The organism is Vibrio sp. 10N.222.52.C3, assembly GCF_041474195.1.
In the GTDB taxonomy this organism is placed as follows: Bacteria; Pseudomonadota; Gammaproteobacteria; order Enterobacterales; family Vibrionaceae; genus Vibrio; species Vibrio crassostreae_C.
Window position 1 is genome coordinate 25846 of the sequence record NZ_JBFRTQ010000048.1, and the last position, 16392, is coordinate 42237.

Genomic DNA, 16392 nt, shown 5'->3' on the forward strand with positions numbered 1-16392 from the left:
GTTAATACACAATATCCTGTCAGGTTCTTCTCAAGGGAAAAGAAAAACAGACAAATGAATGAAGTTTGACTTTCCCCTCGTTTTTACACTCGCGTCACATCAATTTGACTGACTAATTCTGAACCGCTTTGAATCTCGGATTGGTTTTGCAGATAACATAATGACGACCTCTGCGCTTTACTATCTGGCAATCAGGATGGCGGCTTTTCGCGCTTTTAAGTGATTTCACAACTTTCATTCTATTTCGCTCCCTTACCTAATTGACCAAAACGACGAGTGAAGTTCGCAACGCGTCCCTCTTTATGTAGCACTCGTTGTTTGCCCGTATAGAAAGGATGCGACTTTGGCGACACCTCAATCGTGAAGTAAGGGCAAGTATTGCCGACTTCCCATTCGATAGTACGGTCTGTTTTTAGCGTTGAGCCGATTAAGAAGTACTCATCGACAATGGTGTCATGAAAAACCACGGGACGGTAATCTGGATGGATATTCGGTTTCATTGTATTCCCCTTAAATAACCAACTTGATATGTTATAACACTACAAGTGACAATTGTTATCAAAAGAAAAACAAGCGATTTTATGATATTTTCCCGTCTTAATCGTAATCAGAGAACACCCAACTATGTACACAATTGAACCTGTTGGCTTTATTGAGTCTCCTTATAAAGAGAAGTTCGCTGTGCCAAGGCAGCCCAGGTTGGTACCCACATCCACCTCAAGAGTCAGATTGGTTGATGCAGCAAACTGCCTTGAGTCTGTTCGTGATATAGAGCAATTTAGCCATGTTTGGTTACTATTTCTGTTCGACAAGAACCTTGAAGCAGGCTGGAAACCAACTGTGAGGCCACCTCGCCTTGGCGGGAATGAACGTATTGGTGTATTCGCGTCACGTGCCACATTCAGACCAAATGGAATTGGCATGTCTGCGGTTGAACTAAAAGGTGTGTCTCAAGAGAAAGGACTGACTTGGTTGGATCTCGGCAGCGTCGACTTAGTAGACGGTACACCGATCATCGACATCAAGCCTTATATCCCCTATTCAGATTCGATTCCGGATGCATTGGGAGGGTTTGCCGCCGATGAACCAGAAGTGCTCGACGTTAACTTTTCGCAGCAAGCGCAAAGTAAGCTCGCAAGCCATCCACAAGCGCGCCATATCATTCAGGTGATCAAAGAAGTATTAGGCCAAGATCCTCGCCCTGCCTATAAGAAAGGTAAGCCTGACAACAAGGAATATGCGGTAAATTTGTTCAATCTTAACGTGAAATTCGTGGTTGAAACGCTTTTCATCAATGTAACTGACATTGAACGCTTTTGAGATCCCAAATAGGCTGATATTATATGCGGCTATATCAGATTTGCTGTGGTTACGAACGACAGCAAGTTTTCTTTTATCAATGATGAAACGGATACCATAGAATGCGTACCAGTAACTACCTTCTTTCTACTCTGAAAGAGACTCCAAACGACGCAGAAGTTATCAGCCACCAGCTGATGCTACGTGCAGGTATGATCCGTAAGCTAGCTTCAGGTTTATATACTTGGCTACCTACTGGTCTACGTGTACTGCGTAAAGTCGAAAATATCGTTCGCCAAGAGATCGATAATGCAGGTGCCGTTGAAATCTTGATGCCCGTAGTTCAACCGTTTGAGCTTTGGGAAGAGACTGGCCGTTCTGAAAAGATGGGGCCTGAGCTACTTCGTTTCACAGACCGTCACTCTCGTCCATTTGTTCTTAGCCCAACAGCTGAAGAAGTGGTAACGAGTCTAGTACGTAACGAGATCAGCTCTTACAAACAGCTACCTCTAAATCTGTACCAAATCCAGACTAAATTCCGTGATGAGCGCCGCCCTCGTTTTGGCGTAATGCGTGCACGTGAATTCTCTATGATGGATGCGTACAGCTTTGATATCGACAAAGAAGGCTTAGAAAAGTCTTACCAAGCGATGCACGATGCTTACTGTAAAGCATTCGACCGTATGGGCCTTGAATACCGTCCAGTATTGGCAGACTCTGGCGCAATCGGCGGCAGCGGCTCTCAAGAGTTCCACGTTCTTGCTGAAAGCGGCGAAGACCTAATCGCATTCTCAACTGAGTCAGATTACGCAGCAAACATCGAAAAAGCAGAAGCACTTGCTCCTACTGAAGATGCAGCAGCACCAACTCAAGAGATGGAACTGGTTGATACACCAAATGCGAAAACTATCGCAGAATTGGTAGAGCAACACGGTCTAGCAATCGAGAAGACAGTTAAGACTCTATTCGTTAAAGCATCTGATGAAGTAGAAGCAGATATCATTGCTCTAATCATCCGTGGTGACCACGAACTGAACGAAGTGAAAGCAGAGAACCTTCCACAGGTTGCTTCTCCGCTAGAGATGGCTTCTGAAGAAGAAATCCGCGCACTTGTTGGTGCAGGTCCTGGTTCACTTGGACCTGTTGGCCTAGAGCTACCATTCATCGTTGACCGCTCTGTTGCTGTAATGAGCGACTTTGGCGCTGGTGCAAACGTAGATGGTAAGCACTACTTCGGCATCAACTGGGGTCGTGACGTTGAGCTTGCTCAAGTTGAAGATCTACGTAACGTTGTTGAAGGCGACCTTAGCCCATGTGGTCAAGGTACTATTCAGCTTAAGCGTGGTATCGAAGTTGGTCACATCTTCCAACTAGGTAATACTTACTCTAAAGCAATGAACTGTAACGTGCTTGGTCCTGATGGTAAGAGCGTAATCCTAGAAATGGGTTGTTACGGTATCGGTGTTTCACGTGTTGTTGCATCTGCTATCGAGCAAAACCACGATAAATTCGGTATCACTTGGCCAGACGCACTAGCGCCGTTCCAAGTTGCTATCGTACCAATGAACATGCACAAATCTGAGCGCGTTAAAGAAGCAGCTGAGAAGCTATACGCTGAATTAACAGCTATGGGTATCGAAGTTTTATTCGATGACCGTAAAGAGCGCCCTGGTGTTATGTTTAAAGATATCGAGCTTGTGGGTATCCCTCACACTATCGTTATCGGCGATCGCAGCATGGACGAAGGTAACTTCGAATACAAAAACCGTCGTACTGGTGATAAAGAAGCTATCGCAATGGACACGGTTATCGAGCACCTTAAGGCTCAACTAGCTTAGTAATCCGATTACTGACTAGATAAACATTGAAAGGCTGCCGTTAGGTGGCCTTTTTTGTGCCTGTCATTTCGCTTCAAACTCCCTTCTATTTATCAGTAGAGTAAATAACGTAAGTTAATCCCCTGTTCATCTTTAAATCCGTATATTGGTGTCATCAACTTTTTGGACATGCTCACCATTGGAGGTATCGATGGATATCAAAAGCTTACTGAACCAAGCACTTAAATCAGATCTCGTAAAACAAGGTACTCAGAAACTTTCACAAGGGTCTTCAAGTTTAAGTGGCCTTTCTCAAGGCAGCAATAGCAAGAGTAGCAGTAAAAGTACACTCGGAGCCTTCGGTGCAGGCGCAGTTGGCGGAGGACTGTTAGGTGCGTTAATGGGCTCTAAGAAGACTAAGAAAATCGGTAAGAAAGCGGCTGGGATTGGCGGCGCAGCAGCACTGGGCGCTTTGGCTTATAAAGTCTACAACGACTACCAGTCCAAACAAGGCCAGACACCTAACGCCGAACAGGCTCAGTTTGATGAAAATGATGCAAACCACAGCGTGCTGATTCTACGATCGATGATTGCCGCGTCTAAAGCTGATGGCCATGTTGATGAAGAAGAGATGGCTAAGATAGAGCAAGCCGTCGAGAATATGGGCGCTGATTATCAACTGACTAAATTGGTCTCTGAAGAACTGCATAAGCCACTCGACCCAAGCGAAATCGCTCAACTGGCAACGTCACCTCAACAGGCGAGTGAGATCTACTTAGCCTCTTTGATTGTGGCCGACGAACAGAATTTCATGGAAAAGGCGTACCTGAAAGAGCTCGCGAAACAGCTCAATCTTGCTGATGAAGTCACCTATCAACTTGAACAACAAGTCTCTGGCTAATCGGCAAGTACCAAACGAAGCCGTAAAGAACGGCCTAAGCAGCGAGCTAACCAAGTGAGATATTGAGCAAGGACAAACTAACTCTGAACTTGATCAGATCCACTTTGTTTTTGCTTATCTCTATGTGTATATTGAGATCAATTATCATTTGGTTAGGTATAAAAATGAAAGTATACGATTGTTGTGATTTGGTGCGTGAACTGTATTCTCAAATTGGCAGTGGCGACCAAGGCTATATCCCTAAAGCGATCACCTGCGCGGTAAAAACATTGAATGACCTTGCTGCCGATGAGTCTCTTCCTAAAGAAGCTCGTGAACGTGCAGCCTTTGCCGCTGCTAACTTACTGATTTCAGATTTCGAGGACTAATATGAACCTCGCTAACTTTGAAAAAATGGATCCTGTAATGTTGATGAGTATCGTCAACATGAAGCTACGTGACGACTTCGGTGGTGATTTGGATCGAGTGGTCAACTTCTACGAAATCGACAAAGCAGCCTTAATCGCTAAGCTCGCGTCTGCTGGTTTTGAGTATCTTCCAGAAGCTAAACAGTTTCGATAGTCGTTTAAAAAATCTTCCTATTTAAAGACCAACCTCTGTGTTGGTCTTTTTTTGTTGGTGATACGTAATAAGGAAACACGCAGCAAACCCATTATAAATTATCTGTATGCACCTATACTTTTATATCTTAGAGTCAACGAACGCGCCTTGAACCAAAGCGTATTGTTGTATAGGCTACCCAAACTAGCATATAAAACTCATCACTCAACTTGATGATAGTGAAGGATTAACAATGAAAAGACTCGGACTTTTAGCCGTTATCGCAGCCGCACTCACCGCAGGTTGCGCTTCAAATACTCAGCAAGACAACTTTCGCGAAGCCTCTTTTGAGCTGTGTAATACTGAAGTCGATATTTACTCTGTAAGCCATGATGAACGAGTTCGTATCGTCTGTTCTGATGGCTCTAAATTCGCTTTGAACAGCGAAGACACATTAGAAGTGATGCGTGACATCAACATCGACTACTGTGATGGCGAAGGCCTAGGTAAGTTCAGTGAAAGCCGCCACTACTACTCTTTCAAGTGTAAGTCAGGCACCCTACTTAGCATCAAAAAGTAGAATCGACACTACCAAATACCAAAGGGTTAATGTGAAAGCATTAACCCTTTTTAATACCCGCTTTTCTTTACTCTTAATCCCAAATCCACCAGCCACCAGATACAAAAAATAGCTCCTTTAAAGAAGCCTCTAGTATCATTGCTTTTCAAAGTAGTTGTTTGAAATTCTAAGAGAGCACGCAGAGATTACGGGTGTAAGTGAGCATGCTCGACAACAATTTTAAAACTTCCAAGTACAAAAAAGGCCCCTATTAAGGAGTCTCTAGTATCAATATTTTTCAAAGTAGTTGTTTGAAATTCTAGGAGAGCACGCGGAGCTTACGAATGTAAGTGAGCATGCTCGACAACGTAATACCCAAAAAAACAAAAAAAGCTCCCAACAGGAGCCTTTCAAATCGTATTTTTCAATCAAATAGCTTTAGTTCAAGGAAAAGGCGCGGAGTTTACGAATGTAAATGAGCACCTTTGACACAGAAATTAAGCTATTTGAGCCAGAAAAATTAAGCGTAAACAGGTAGACGCTTACAGATCTCTAGTACTTTTGCTTTCGTTGCTTCGATAACAGACTCATCGCCCATGTTATCTAGGATGTCACAGATCCAACCTGCTAGCTCTTTCGCGTCTGCTTCTGAGAAACCGCGACGAGTGATAGAAGGAGAACCGATACGGATACCTGAAGTAACGAATGGGCTACGTGGATCGTTTGGTACTGAGTTCTTATTCACAGTGATGTTTGCTGCACCTAGTGCTGCATCTGCTTCTTTACCTGTGATGTCTTTGTTGATTAGGTCAACTAGGAACAGGTGGTTCTCTGTAGAACCTGAAACGATGTTGTAACCACGAGCTAGGAATTCAGCAACCATTGCTTTTGCGTTAGCAACAACGCGTGCTTGGTATTCTTTGAACTCTGGCTCTAGAGCTTCTTTGAACGCTACTGCTTTACCAGCGATAACGTGCATTAGAGGACCACCTTGGCCGCCTGGGAATACTGCTGAGTTCAGCTTCTTGTAAAGATCTTCGCCTTCGTTAGAAAGGATTAGACCACCACGAGGACCCGCAAGCGTTTTGTGCGTCGTTGTAGTTACTACGTGAGCGTGTGGCACTGGGTTCGGGTAAACGCCTGCAGCGATTAGACCTGCTACGTGAGCCATATCTACGAACAGGTAAGCACCTACTTTGTCAGCGATTTCACGCATGCGCTTCCAATCACAGATTTGAGAGTAAGCAGAGAAACCACCGATGATCATCTTAGGCTTGTTCTCGATAGCCAGCTTTTCCATCTCTTCGTAATCGATTTGACCCGCTTCATCGATACCGTAAGGGATGATGTTGTAAAGCTTACCAGAGAAGTTTACTGGAGAACCGTGAGTTAGGTGACCACCGTGTGCTAGGCTCATACCTAGAACCGTATCGCCTGCATTTAGTAGTGCCATGTATACAGCGTTATTTGCTTGAGAACCTGAGTGAGGCTGTACGTTTGCGTACTCTGCACCAAATAGTTCACATGCACGTTCAATTGCTAGAGTTTCAACTTTGTCTACGTACTCACAACCACCGTAGTAACGCTTGCCTGGGTAGCCTTCAGCGTATTTGTTTGTTAGCTGAGAACCTTGAGCTTCCATTACACGTGGGCTTGTGTAGTTTTCTGAAGCGATAAGTTCGATATGCTCTTCCTGACGAAGAGTTTCTTCTTGGATAGCTGCGAATAGATCCGCATCGTAATCAGCAATGTTCATGTCACGCTTAAGCATCTGTATCTCCTGACTCAGATTGTACTGAAAGTTTCAAAAAAACCACACAACGACCGAAAGCAAACGTTTCCGTCACCGTTTTGATGTGACGCATTCTACATAATTTGATCTAGGTCATAAAGAGCTAATTGCAATTTTATCATGCAGTTTTTTCATAATCACAAATAAGATTCATCATGGTTATTAAGCTTATCCAACCAAAGATGACGCTTACTGTCAATTTTACGATTTACACCCTGTAAAACGCAGATTACATAGGTTTACCTTAATTTTGCCCCTCTAGCTACCGAAAGCTAAGGTTTTTCTCTACTATGCACGCCTTTATTGGTTAGGTAATTATAAAAACGATGGAAAAACACTCACGTAAAGAAGATTGGGTAGCAATCCTCACTGGCACGTTTTTAGTGGCGTTAGGCGTCTTCTTTTTACAGTCAGCGAACCTGCTTACTGGTGGCACTACTGGCTTGGCTCTGCTTTTGAGTCAATTTATGCCGGTAACCTTTGGTATTTTGTACTTTATTGCTAATTGCCCATTCTACTTATTAGCATGGAAACGATTTGGCCGTCACTTCGCAATAAGCAGTGCCATCTCAGGGGCTTTAGTATCTGTGTTTGCCGATCATTTATACTTAGTTATCTCGCTAGAAGTTCATAACGAGATCTATTGTGCTGTTGCCGGCGGCTTATTAATGGGCTTAGGTATGCTAATCCTATTCCGTCACCGCTCTAGTCTGGGTGGCTTCAACGTACTGTGCTTGTTTATCCAAGACCGCTACGGTATCTCGGTAGGTAAAACACAAATGGGTATTGATGCATGTATTCTGTTTGCATCGTTCTTCTTCGTGTCACCTTGGGTGATTGCCGTTTCTGTATTAGGCACCGCAGTATTGAACATCGTATTGGCAATGAACCACAAACCAACTCGCTACTCGGTGAATTACGCGTCTTAGAGTTCATTACCTGCTCTGTCGTTGCTGGCACTCGATGCTCAAACTTCTCGCAAGTAGACTCGAGGCACGATATTCCAGCCATCACTAAAACAAAAAAGGCTTTGGGGAGCACTCCAAAGCCTTTGTAGAAGCCTAATCTTTTAAGGGGAATCAAAATTAGGCTCATTGAAATGAAACAAGGTTACCCTTCAATCAAGAGAATACGAGTCTCGTAAGGTTGTAAAACTTGATGATGAGACGCCACTAAACTCTCGCTCACTTGATAATTAGACAACAAGCTCTTAGCCTTTGCCATCTCAAAACGTTCAGGTAAAACGCATTCAGCCTCTTCACCATAATAGTTGTTAATGCACAGCAGAGTTTGTCCTTCACTCTCACGAGAGTACGCAAATACCGACGGGTGCTCAGGCAGTAGGTCTTGATAGCTACCATGAGTAACCACCGGTACTCGTTTACGTAACTCAATCAAAGCCTTGTAGAAGTAAAATACAGAATCTTTATCTTCCAACGCTTGCTCAGCGTTGATCTCAGTGTAGTTATTCGCAACATCTAACCATGGCTGTGCTAACGAAAAGCCAGCGTACGTCTCACTGTTCCATTGCATTGGTGTACGAGAGTTATCACGAGATTTCTGCGCTAAAATCGCCATCATATCTTCATGAGCCACACCATCACGATTCACCATGATGTCGTACATATTGGTACTCTCTACATCACGATACTGGCTGATCTCGGTGTAACCTGGGTTGGTCATACCAATCTCTTCACCTTGATAGACATACGGCGTGCCTTGCATCATGTGGACTGACGCAGCAAGCATCTTGGCTGATTCAACGCGATATTGCTGGTCGTTACCTAAGCGGCTCACGACTCTTGGTTGGTCGTGGTTACACCAGAATAGTGCACCCCAACCTTTTCCGTTCAAGCCAGTTTGCCAGTGGTTAAAGATTGACTTGAGCTGTAAGAAATCGAAGGGAGCGTTGGTCCATTTCTCACCATTGGTGTAATCGACCTTAAGGTGGTGGAAGTTAAACACCATCGATAGCTCGCTGTTATCAACGTTTGAATATTGCTGACAATGCTCCAACGTGGTTGAAGACATCTCGCCTACAGTCACGCTACCGTACTTCTGGAATACCGCTTCGCTGATCTCTTTTAGGTATTCATGTACGCGCGGGCCATCGGTATAGAAACGACGACCATCGCCAATATCATCATTAGGGAAGTCTTGCTGCTTTGAAATCAGGTTAATGACATCGAGACGGAATCCATCGACGCCCTTCTCTGCCCAGAAGCTGATAACGTCTTTTACTTCTTCGCGTACAACCGGGTTCTCCCAGTTGAGGTCGGCCTGTTCTTTCGCAAATAGATGTAAGAAATACTGACCAGTGGCTTCATCCATTTCCCATGCATTACCACCGAACTTAGACTGCCAGTTGGTTGGTGCTTGACCGTTTACTGGGTCTTTCCAGATATAATAATCGCGGTACGGACTGTTTTTGTCGCCCAAAGCAGATTGAAACCATGCATGCTCTGTCGAGGTGTGGTTTACCACGATATCCATCACGATACGGATACCACGTTGGTGCGCTTCAGACAGCAATAGGTCGAAGTCTTCCATGGTGCCGAATTGAGGATTAATCGCGTAGTAGTCTGAGATATCGTAACCATTATCGATCATAGGAGATGCGTAAACCGGGGTTAGCCAAATCGCATCGACACTCAAATGTTTGAGGTAATCCAGTTTCGAAATGATCCCTTTGATGTCGCCAGTACCTTTACTGCCACTGTCGCAGAAGCTCTTTGGGTAGATTTGATAGATGGTTGCGGTTTTCCACCAGCTTTCATCATGTTCAGTCATCGCCATCTCTAACACTCACTTACCAGAAAATATAAAATAAAAATCACCATGTGAATCATGGTCGAATAGCCGTTATAACTAAAAGAAAAAGCTATAACTAAGAGAAAAAGCGATAACTCATTTTGGAGTCATCGCTTATTCAATGCATTACGCGTTCGCGGTTTCTAACTCACCCTTGGATTGGGCTCGCTTGTAGAAAAACAGGGTTAGCGTGATAGGCAGTACTATCGCCACCAGCATCGCGACTAGGTAAATCGACCAATATTGAGGTTGAATCGATAGGATGCCCGGCAAGCCGCCGACACCGATACCATTCGCCATCACACCCGCGCTACCACAGATTGCGGCTGCAACAGCACTACCAATCATTGCGCTCAGCATTGGGAATTTGTATTTAAGGTTAATACCGTACATCGCAGGCTCTGTTACACCTAAGTAGGCTGAGATTGCCGCAGGAACCGAGATATCTCGTTCACCTTCACGCTTACTCAAGATAATGATGCCGACTACTGCCGATGCTTGTGCAATGTTTGATAGTGCAATCAAAGGCCAAATTGGTGTCCCGCCTAAGTCTTGCATCAGTTGCAGATCCACCGCGTTGGTGGTGTGGTGAATACCCGTGATAACCAAAGGTGCGTATAGGAAACCAAAAACCACTGAACCAAGAATCGCAAAATCACCTGTCATTGCCGCTTTAGCTGCGAATGCCACACCATCGCCTAACATACGACCGAATGGGCCAATGAAAGCGTGCGCTAGAATCACAGACAAAATAATCGATACAAATGGCACCACAACTAGGTACAAGTAAGCAGGGACGATGCGCTTAAGATTGGTTTCAATGAACGCCAAAGCCACACCCGCTAACATTGCTGGGATCACCTGAGCCTGATAACCGACCTTCTCAATCACAAACAGTCCAAAATCCCATACCTCAGGTACCGATTTACCTATCATGTATGCGTTCATGAGTTGTGGTGAAACTAAGGTCACACCGAGCGTGATACCCAAAATTGGGGTTCCGCCAAGCTTCTTAACCGTAGCCCAACACACACCAACCGGTAGGAAGAAGAAAATAGCTTCGCCGATCAACCATAAGAAAGAGTGAACGGTTGCCCAGAATTGACTGATTTCAACTAAGGTTTTGCCGTCGAACATGCGAATGTCGCCAATCACATTACGGAAACCAAGAATCAAACCACCTGTAATGATGGCAGGCAGCAGTGGTACGAAAATTTCGGCTAAATGGGAGATACCACGCTCAAGGAAGTTCATATTTTGACGAGCAGCCAGCTTCGCCTCATCTTTTGATGATGCCTCTTTACCTGTCTGTTCAATCAGAAGTGCGTACACTTCATCAACTTCAGTGCCAATCACAACTTGGAATTGGCCTGCGTTAGTAAAACAGCCTTTTACTAGCTTCAGTTTTTCGAGTTCAGCTTTGTTGGCCTGCTCTGTATCGTTCAATACAAAACGCAGTCGAGTCAGACAGTGGCTGACACTCGCAATGTTTTCTTTACCACCGACTAACTCGATAAGACGCGCAACGTCTTGCTTCGCTATCTTACTCATACTACCCCACCCTGGTTTCATTCAATTACTCATCTAAACCATGCAAGCTATAATCACTCAGACTTAGATTTATGGGAACATTCCCAATTGCGGTTATTATAATGCCCGTATGAATGATAAATTAAAATGGGAACAATCCCATTAATTGAAAGAGATCACACTCTAATTTTAATCTAAGCCGTTCAATTTCGCTTAATTGAGTGGATTATAGAATAGGAGATTGCGTATGATGAGAGATCTCTGAATTGCCTAAAAGCTGAGAGATCAATAGATTAGCAGCCAACTTACCTGCAGATTGGTAACCAGGATCAATGCTAAATACTCGTGGGAATAAGAAAGAGAGAAGATCATTACCACCAACGCCAGTGACGACCACATCTTCACGTTGTAGTTCTTGCAGACGCTTGATTACACCAAGAGCCAGCGTATCACTGGCACAAACGATCGCTTGAGTCGCGGGAGTTAACACCTCATCCACCAGCTGATAAGCACTTTCGTGATGAAGTTGACCAGTACGATAGTTTGCCACTGAACCTGTGTTTTCACACCAATCGAGATAAGCCTTAAGACGCAGTTCACCGGTTGATTTATCACTAGGATCAACCCCGATAAAGCCAACGTCAGAGATCCCTTGATCCGATAAATGCACCAACGCACTATTGATCACCTGTTGGTTATCATAGTTAATCGACGTCACGTTCTCGGTATCCAGAGCAATCACCACCGCTTTGTGTTCCCAAGCTTCGATTGCCGGAATATCGCAGTCAGTAAAACCAAATACAATAATGCCATCAACGTTACGACGCTTTAGAACTTGCAGGTGCTCATTGGCTTTATCTCTATCAAGTTGGCTTTCCATGATCACGACATCGTAATCCGCTCGATACAACTCGGCCAGCATCGTGCTAACGGCTTTGTTTTCAGAGGGAGAGTCCAAACGAGAGATAATCACGCCGATGACTTTTTGGCTGCCACCGCGCATCGATTGCGCAGACTTTGAAGGCGTGTACCCAGATTCTTGAATTACTCTTTCTACCCTTTCACGGGTTTCAGGTTTCACTTTTGGATCATTGGTCAGAACGCGTGATACGGTTGACTTACCAACACCGGACAGCTTTGCAATATCAAGAATAGTGAGTTTTTTGCTCATAAAAAGTCTAACGTTAAAGGGAAGAGAAGAAAAAGTGAGGGTAGATTCCCTCACTTAACTGTTTGTAAATACTAGCAGTTCTTACTATGACTTACTTTTGGCAATTTCGATAGACTACGCGACCAAGTTCTAGACGCGCATTGTCACCTTTCGTGCGCAAAGTGATGCTGTTAATCATCTCTGAAGTGCCATCATCTAAGATGTATTTGGTTCCTGAGCCCGCTGGAACTTGAGTCAGGCGGTATTCATTATCAGGCAAGCGTAGTACCGCTTTTTCATTATCAAGGTAAGACACATCAAACGAGACGTCAGACTCACATTGATAAGTCGCGAATTGATCATTCGATGTTGCGCTATCAGTCTCAGGGGCTGCTGATTTAGAGCACCCAACCAATGCTACTGTACATAGAGATGCTACCAACATAGCTTTCATACTTCGTTCCTCATCTTTATATAGTCAACGACACTTAGCCTATTCACAGGTTCGAACAAACCTAATGTAAGTGCCTAATGATAGGTCCATACCTTAGTGATAAATAAAACGTTTAGCCTTTTAAGAAAGCGGGTACGTCTTTAATGCTATCAAGTACCACGCTAGCCAACGCTTCACCTTTTTCAGTGATGGGTTTACCCGTTCTTACCAAGACTTTAGTACCAACACCTGCTGCTTCTGCAGCCATCATGTCTTCCGCTTTATCGCCGATCATGACCGAGTTAGCCATATCAATCTTCAGAAAGTCACGAGCAGAAATGAACATGCCTGGCTTTGGCTTACGACATTCACAATCTTGCTTGTAGTCACCAATACCGTGCTCAGCGTGGTGAGGACAGTAATAAATGCCATCGAGCTCGACACCATTATCAACAAAGTTCCAATCCATCCACTGCGTTAAAGAAAGAAAACGGTCTTCACTAAACATGCCGCGAGCAATACCAGATTGGTTGGTCACTAGCACCAATAAATAACCCATATCTTTAAACGCTTTCGCCGCTTCAAACACACCATCGATGTATTCAAAGTCATGCTCATCATGTACGTAGCCGTGATCAACGTTAATCACTCCATCACGATCTAAAAAAACAGCAGGTTTAGACAAAATTTTGTTCTCTATCAACTCTCTATTAATCATTAATTATTACACGCTTTATTTGCTTCATCACTATCTATTTAGTTTTGCGTTCGTTAACGATTTGTTTCTAGCTTAGCCATACAATCGACGTTTAGCCGTCTAGACGTAAAAATATCTATTGACTTAGATCATAGAACACCATAGCATCGTCTGTAAATCGAGCGAGCTATCGACATATTATTCTGTTCTACCTGCACGGGTTTCTCTATGATTAAAGTGAATCAAGTCAACAAGGTTTTTTATCAAGGCACTAAAGAAATCAATGCCTTAATTGATATCAACCTCCACATTCCTCAAGGTCAAATCTTTGGAGTCATCGGCTCTTCTGGTGCAGGCAAAAGTACCCTGATCCGTTGTGTAAATATGTTGGAAGCTCCGACCTCTGGTGAAGTGATTGTTGACGGTATCGACCTAACAAAACTCAGCAAATCAGAACTTAGCGAAGCGCGCCGTAACATCGGCATGATATTCCAGCACTTCAACCTGCTGTCTTCTCGTACTGTATTTAACAATGTAGCACTGCCTCTAGAACTTGCTGGTAAAGATAAAGCGATTATTGAAGCGAAAGTCAGCGAGTTACTTGAACTGGTTGGCCTTGCTGATAAGCGTGACACCTACCCGGCAAACCTAAGTGGTGGTCAAAAGCAGCGTGTGGCGATTGCTCGCGCACTGGCCTCTGACCCGAAAGTACTGCTATGTGATGAAGCCACCAGCGCATTGGATCCAGCAACAACTCAATCTATCCTTGAGCTGCTGCGTGAAATCAACCGCAAGCTGAACATCACTATCCTGCTTATTACACACGAGATGGATGTGGTTAAAAGCATTTGTCACGAGGTTGCGATCATTGGCGGCGGTGAATTGGTAGAGAAAGGTACAGTCGGTGACATCTTTGCTCATCCGAAGACAGAGCTAGCGCATCAGTTTATTCGCTCAACGTTGGATCTGACGATCCCTGAAGATTACCAAGCACGTTTGCAAGAGACTCGCGTAAACAGCAGCTACCCGCTGGTGCGTCTTGAGTTTACGGGTGCAACGGTTGATGCTCCGCTAATGACGCAAATCGCACGTAAATTCAATATCGATGTCAGCATCTTAAGTTCTGACCTTGATTACGCCGGTGGCGTGAAGTTCGGCATGATGGTCGCTGAACTGTTCGGTAATGAAGCAGATGATAATGCTGCTATCCAATTCCTACGCGACAACAATGTAAAAGTAGAGGTGCTTGGTTATGTCCTTTAGTTTCAACGAGATTGCTGACTGGATCAGCCTTAACGGTAACCTTCTATTAGGCGCAACAGGCGAAACGCTTTACATGGTTGCTGTTGCAGGCATTGTTGGCTTCGCGGTCGGTATTCCACTAGGCGTGATTCTGCATACGACTAAAAAAGGTGGCCTGTTAGAGAACACCAAAGTAAACAAGATTCTAGGTGCGATTGTGAACGTGGGTCGTTCAGTACCTTTCTTAGTTTTGATGGTTGCGATTATTCCACTGACTAAGATGCTGATTGGTACCTTCATCGGTACAACAGCAGCGATTGTTCCACTGACGATTGGCGCTATCCCATTCGTGGCTCGACTTATCGAAAGTGCACTACTTGAAGTACCAACAGGTCTAGTGGAAGCGGCCCAATCAATGGGCGCAACACCAACACAAATCATCAATAAGGTTCTGCTTCCAGAAGCACTACCGACTATCATCAACTCAGTAACGATTACGCTAGTGACTCTGGTGAGCTACTCAGCAATGGCCGGTACTGTAGGCGGTGGTGGCCTAGGTGATGTCGCGATTCGTTACGGATTCCACCGCTACGATGTGACCATCATGGCTGTGACAGTAGTGATGTTGATTGTGCTGGTACAAATTATTCAATCAATCGGTGATTCATTAGTTCGCCGCGTTGACCACAGATAAAGACTCACACATAAAGATTAGAGTCGTCTGAACCTAATTAAATAGATTTATTAAAAGGAGATTATTATGAAATTTAACCTTAAAGGTTTACTAACTATCGCAGCAGCAGCTTCAGCGCTAGTTCTAGCAGGTTGTGGTGACAAAGAAGTGGATACTTCTAAAGTAAAAGTTGGCGTAATGGCAGGTGCAGAAGCGCAAGTTGCTGAAGTGGCAGCTAAAGTAGCGAAAGAGAAATACGGCCTAGACGTTGAACTGGTTACTTTCACGGATTACGTAACACCAAACGCAGCTCTAGATGATGGTTCTATCGACATCAACGCATTCCAACACGCACCGTACCTAGATCAGCAAGTGGCTGACCGTGGCTACAAGCTAACTATCGCTGGTAACACGTTTGTTTACCCAATTGCGGGTTACTCTAAAGAAGTGAAATCAGTAGACGAAATCCAAGACGGTGCTCGTATTGCTGTACCAAACGACCCTACAAACCTAGGTCGCTCTCTACTTCTTCTTGAGCAACAAGGTCTTCTTGAACTTCGTGAAGGCGCAGGTCTTCTAGCAACCGTTCGTGACATCGTGGGTAACCCTAAGAACCTAACGATTGTTGAACTAGACGCAGCTCAACTGCCACGTTCTCTTGATGATGTTGCTCTATCTATCATCAACACAACTTACGCGAGCTCTATCAACCTGACTCCACAAAAAGATGGCGTATTCGTTGAAGACAAAGATTCTCCTTACGTAAACCTAATCGTTTCTCGTGAAGACAACCTAAACGCTGAAAACGTACAAAACTTCGTTAAAGCTTACCAAACTGAAGAAGTGTACAACGCAGCTTCTGACATCTTCCAAGGTGGCGTCGTTAAAGGTTGGTAATCAACTAAACGACAGCACTGTATAGATACCCGAAGGGGCTGACATAACGTC

Annotated in this window: 18 protein-coding genes; 10 read left to right on the top strand and 8 right to left on the bottom strand. The window is 44.4% G+C overall.

The features are described from left to right. Positions 1-112: 112 nt before the first annotated feature. Both ykgO and AB4517_RS09075 read right to left on the bottom strand, forming a co-directional pair. The gene (gene ykgO, locus AB4517_RS09070) at positions 113-238 is read right to left on the bottom strand and encodes a type B 50S ribosomal protein L36 (protein ID WP_083190210.1); all 126 of its coding nucleotides are present in this window, start codon (positions 236-238) and stop codon (positions 113-115) included. A gap of 1 nt (position 239) precedes the next feature. Further along, entirely contained in the window at positions 240-500 is a 261-nt protein-coding gene (locus AB4517_RS09075) for a type B 50S ribosomal protein L31 (RefSeq protein WP_372148230.1), read from the bottom strand. A 124-nt stretch (positions 501-624) separates the two neighbouring features. Here AB4517_RS09075 and tsaA point away from each other — a divergent pair, with 124 nt between their 5' ends. The 6 genes from tsaA to AB4517_RS09105 all read left to right on the top strand — a co-directional run bounded on the left by tsaA (position 625) and on the right by AB4517_RS09105 (position 5137). Continuing rightward, complete coding sequence (gene tsaA / locus AB4517_RS09080) at positions 625-1320, top strand: tRNA (N6-threonylcarbamoyladenosine(37)-N6)-methyltransferase TrmO (RefSeq protein WP_372148231.1); 696 nt, start codon at positions 625-627, stop codon at positions 1318-1320. 101 nt (positions 1321-1421) lie between these two features. Next, on the top strand, positions 1422-3137 hold the full coding sequence (locus AB4517_RS09085) for a proline--tRNA ligase (RefSeq protein WP_060982540.1): 1716 nt from the start codon (positions 1422-1424) through the stop codon (positions 3135-3137). Positions 3138-3327: 190 nt separating this feature from the next. Further along, a complete protein-coding gene (locus AB4517_RS09090) occupies positions 3328-4017 on the top strand; it encodes a tellurite resistance TerB family protein (RefSeq protein ID WP_372148232.1) in 690 nt (229 codons plus the stop codon). 164 nt (positions 4018-4181) lie between these two features. Continuing rightward, positions 4182-4385 carry a YaeP family protein gene (locus tag AB4517_RS09095; RefSeq protein ID WP_008222923.1) on the top strand — a complete coding sequence of 68 codons (204 nt, stop codon included), beginning with the start codon at positions 4182-4184 and terminating at the stop codon, positions 4383-4385. 1 nt (position 4386) lies between these two features. Then, positions 4387-4578, top strand: coding sequence for a DUF4250 domain-containing protein (locus AB4517_RS09100; protein WP_004738555.1), 192 nt, complete (start codon positions 4387-4389; stop codon positions 4576-4578). Positions 4579-4810: 232 nt separating this feature from the next. Further along, the gene (locus tag AB4517_RS09105) at positions 4811-5137 is read left to right on the top strand and encodes a hypothetical protein (protein ID WP_017072003.1); all 327 of its coding nucleotides are present in this window, start codon (positions 4811-4813) and stop codon (positions 5135-5137) included. Positions 5138-5636: 499 nt separating this feature from the next. Here AB4517_RS09105 and glyA read toward each other — a convergent pair whose 3' ends face one another. After that, a complete protein-coding gene (gene glyA, locus AB4517_RS09110; RefSeq protein ID WP_017066387.1) occupies positions 5637-6887 on the bottom strand; it encodes a serine hydroxymethyltransferase in 1251 nt (416 codons plus the stop codon). 347 nt (positions 6888-7234) lie between these two features. On the opposite strand from glyA, the gene AB4517_RS09115 reads away from it, so the two are divergent. Beyond that, complete coding sequence (locus AB4517_RS09115; protein ID WP_017069490.1) at positions 7235-7837, top strand: YitT family protein; 603 nt, start codon at positions 7235-7237, stop codon at positions 7835-7837. Between the two features lie 181 nt (positions 7838-8018). On the opposite strand, the gene treC is transcribed toward AB4517_RS09115, so the two are convergent. From treC to gmhB, 5 genes are all read right to left on the bottom strand, one after another. Beyond that, entirely contained in the window at positions 8019-9704 is a 1686-nt protein-coding gene (gene treC, locus AB4517_RS09120) for an alpha,alpha-phosphotrehalase (protein WP_372148233.1), read from the bottom strand. A gap of 141 nt (positions 9705-9845) precedes the next feature. Beyond that, positions 9846-11270 (bottom strand): PTS trehalose transporter subunit IIBC, encoded by a 1425-nt coding sequence (gene treB / locus AB4517_RS09125; RefSeq protein WP_017063347.1) that lies wholly within the window; start codon positions 11268-11270, stop codon positions 9846-9848. A gap of 205 nt (positions 11271-11475) precedes the next feature. Further along, entirely contained in the window at positions 11476-12420 is a 945-nt protein-coding gene (gene treR / locus AB4517_RS09130) for a trehalose operon repressor TreR (protein ID WP_017060760.1), read from the bottom strand. A gap of 91 nt (positions 12421-12511) precedes the next feature. Continuing rightward, positions 12512-12853 (bottom strand): MliC family protein, encoded by a 342-nt coding sequence (locus tag AB4517_RS09135; protein ID WP_017060761.1) that lies wholly within the window; start codon positions 12851-12853, stop codon positions 12512-12514. A gap of 112 nt (positions 12854-12965) precedes the next feature. Then, positions 12966-13550, bottom strand: coding sequence for a D-glycero-beta-D-manno-heptose 1,7-bisphosphate 7-phosphatase (gmhB, locus tag AB4517_RS09140; protein WP_017060762.1), 585 nt, complete (start codon positions 13548-13550; stop codon positions 12966-12968). 207 nt (positions 13551-13757) lie between these two features. On the opposite strand from gmhB, the gene metN reads away from it, so the two are divergent. From metN to AB4517_RS09155, 3 genes are all read left to right on the top strand, one after another. Further along, on the top strand, positions 13758-14792 hold the full coding sequence (metN, locus tag AB4517_RS09145) for a methionine ABC transporter ATP-binding protein MetN (protein WP_017060763.1): 1035 nt from the start codon (positions 13758-13760) through the stop codon (positions 14790-14792). Then, positions 14782-15465, top strand: a complete 684-nt coding sequence (locus tag AB4517_RS09150; protein WP_017060764.1) for a methionine ABC transporter permease — start codon at positions 14782-14784, stop codon at positions 15463-15465. The genes metN and AB4517_RS09150 overlap by 11 nt, the downstream gene beginning before the upstream one ends. A gap of 66 nt (positions 15466-15531) precedes the next feature. Beyond that, entirely contained in the window at positions 15532-16341 is an 810-nt protein-coding gene (locus AB4517_RS09155) for a MetQ/NlpA family lipoprotein (RefSeq protein WP_017060765.1), read from the top strand. Positions 16342-16392: the final 51 nt, after the last annotated feature.

Bases quoted from the DNA above. Each gene is read 5' to 3' on its own strand.
- ykgO (WP_083190210.1), bottom strand. From the start codon at position 238: ATGAAAGTTGTGAAATCACTTAAAAGCGCGAAAAGCCGCCATCCTGAT.
- AB4517_RS09075 (WP_372148230.1), bottom strand. From the start codon at position 500: ATGAAACCGAATATCCATCCAGATTACCGTCCCGTGGTTTTTCATGAC.
- tsaA (WP_372148231.1), top strand. From the start codon at position 625: ATGTACACAATTGAACCTGTTGGCTTTATTGAGTCTCCTTATAAAGAG.
- AB4517_RS09085 (WP_060982540.1), top strand. From the start codon at position 1,422: ATGCGTACCAGTAACTACCTTCTTTCTACTCTGAAAGAGACTCCAAAC.
- AB4517_RS09090 (WP_372148232.1), top strand. From the start codon at position 3,328: ATGGATATCAAAAGCTTACTGAACCAAGCACTTAAATCAGATCTCGTA.
- AB4517_RS09095 (WP_008222923.1), top strand. From the start codon at position 4,182: ATGAAAGTATACGATTGTTGTGATTTGGTGCGTGAACTGTATTCTCAA.
- AB4517_RS09100 (WP_004738555.1), top strand. From the start codon at position 4,387: ATGAACCTCGCTAACTTTGAAAAAATGGATCCTGTAATGTTGATGAGT.
- AB4517_RS09105 (WP_017072003.1), top strand. From the start codon at position 4,811: ATGAAAAGACTCGGACTTTTAGCCGTTATCGCAGCCGCACTCACCGCA.
- glyA (WP_017066387.1), bottom strand. From the start codon at position 6,887: ATGCTTAAGCGTGACATGAACATTGCTGATTACGATGCGGATCTATTC.
- AB4517_RS09115 (WP_017069490.1), top strand. From the start codon at position 7,235: ATGGAAAAACACTCACGTAAAGAAGATTGGGTAGCAATCCTCACTGGC.
- treC (WP_372148233.1), bottom strand. From the start codon at position 9,704: ATGGCGATGACTGAACATGATGAAAGCTGGTGGAAAACCGCAACCATC.
- treB (WP_017063347.1), bottom strand. From the start codon at position 11,270: ATGAGTAAGATAGCGAAGCAAGACGTTGCGCGTCTTATCGAGTTAGTC.
- treR (WP_017060760.1), bottom strand. From the start codon at position 12,420: ATGAGCAAAAAACTCACTATTCTTGATATTGCAAAGCTGTCCGGTGTT.
- AB4517_RS09135 (WP_017060761.1), bottom strand. From the start codon at position 12,853: ATGAAAGCTATGTTGGTAGCATCTCTATGTACAGTAGCATTGGTTGGG.
- gmhB (WP_017060762.1), bottom strand. From the start codon at position 13,550: ATGATTAATAGAGAGTTGATAGAGAACAAAATTTTGTCTAAACCTGCT.
- metN (WP_017060763.1), top strand. From the start codon at position 13,758: ATGATTAAAGTGAATCAAGTCAACAAGGTTTTTTATCAAGGCACTAAA.
- AB4517_RS09150 (WP_017060764.1), top strand. From the start codon at position 14,782: ATGTCCTTTAGTTTCAACGAGATTGCTGACTGGATCAGCCTTAACGGT.
- AB4517_RS09155 (WP_017060765.1), top strand. From the start codon at position 15,532: ATGAAATTTAACCTTAAAGGTTTACTAACTATCGCAGCAGCAGCTTCA.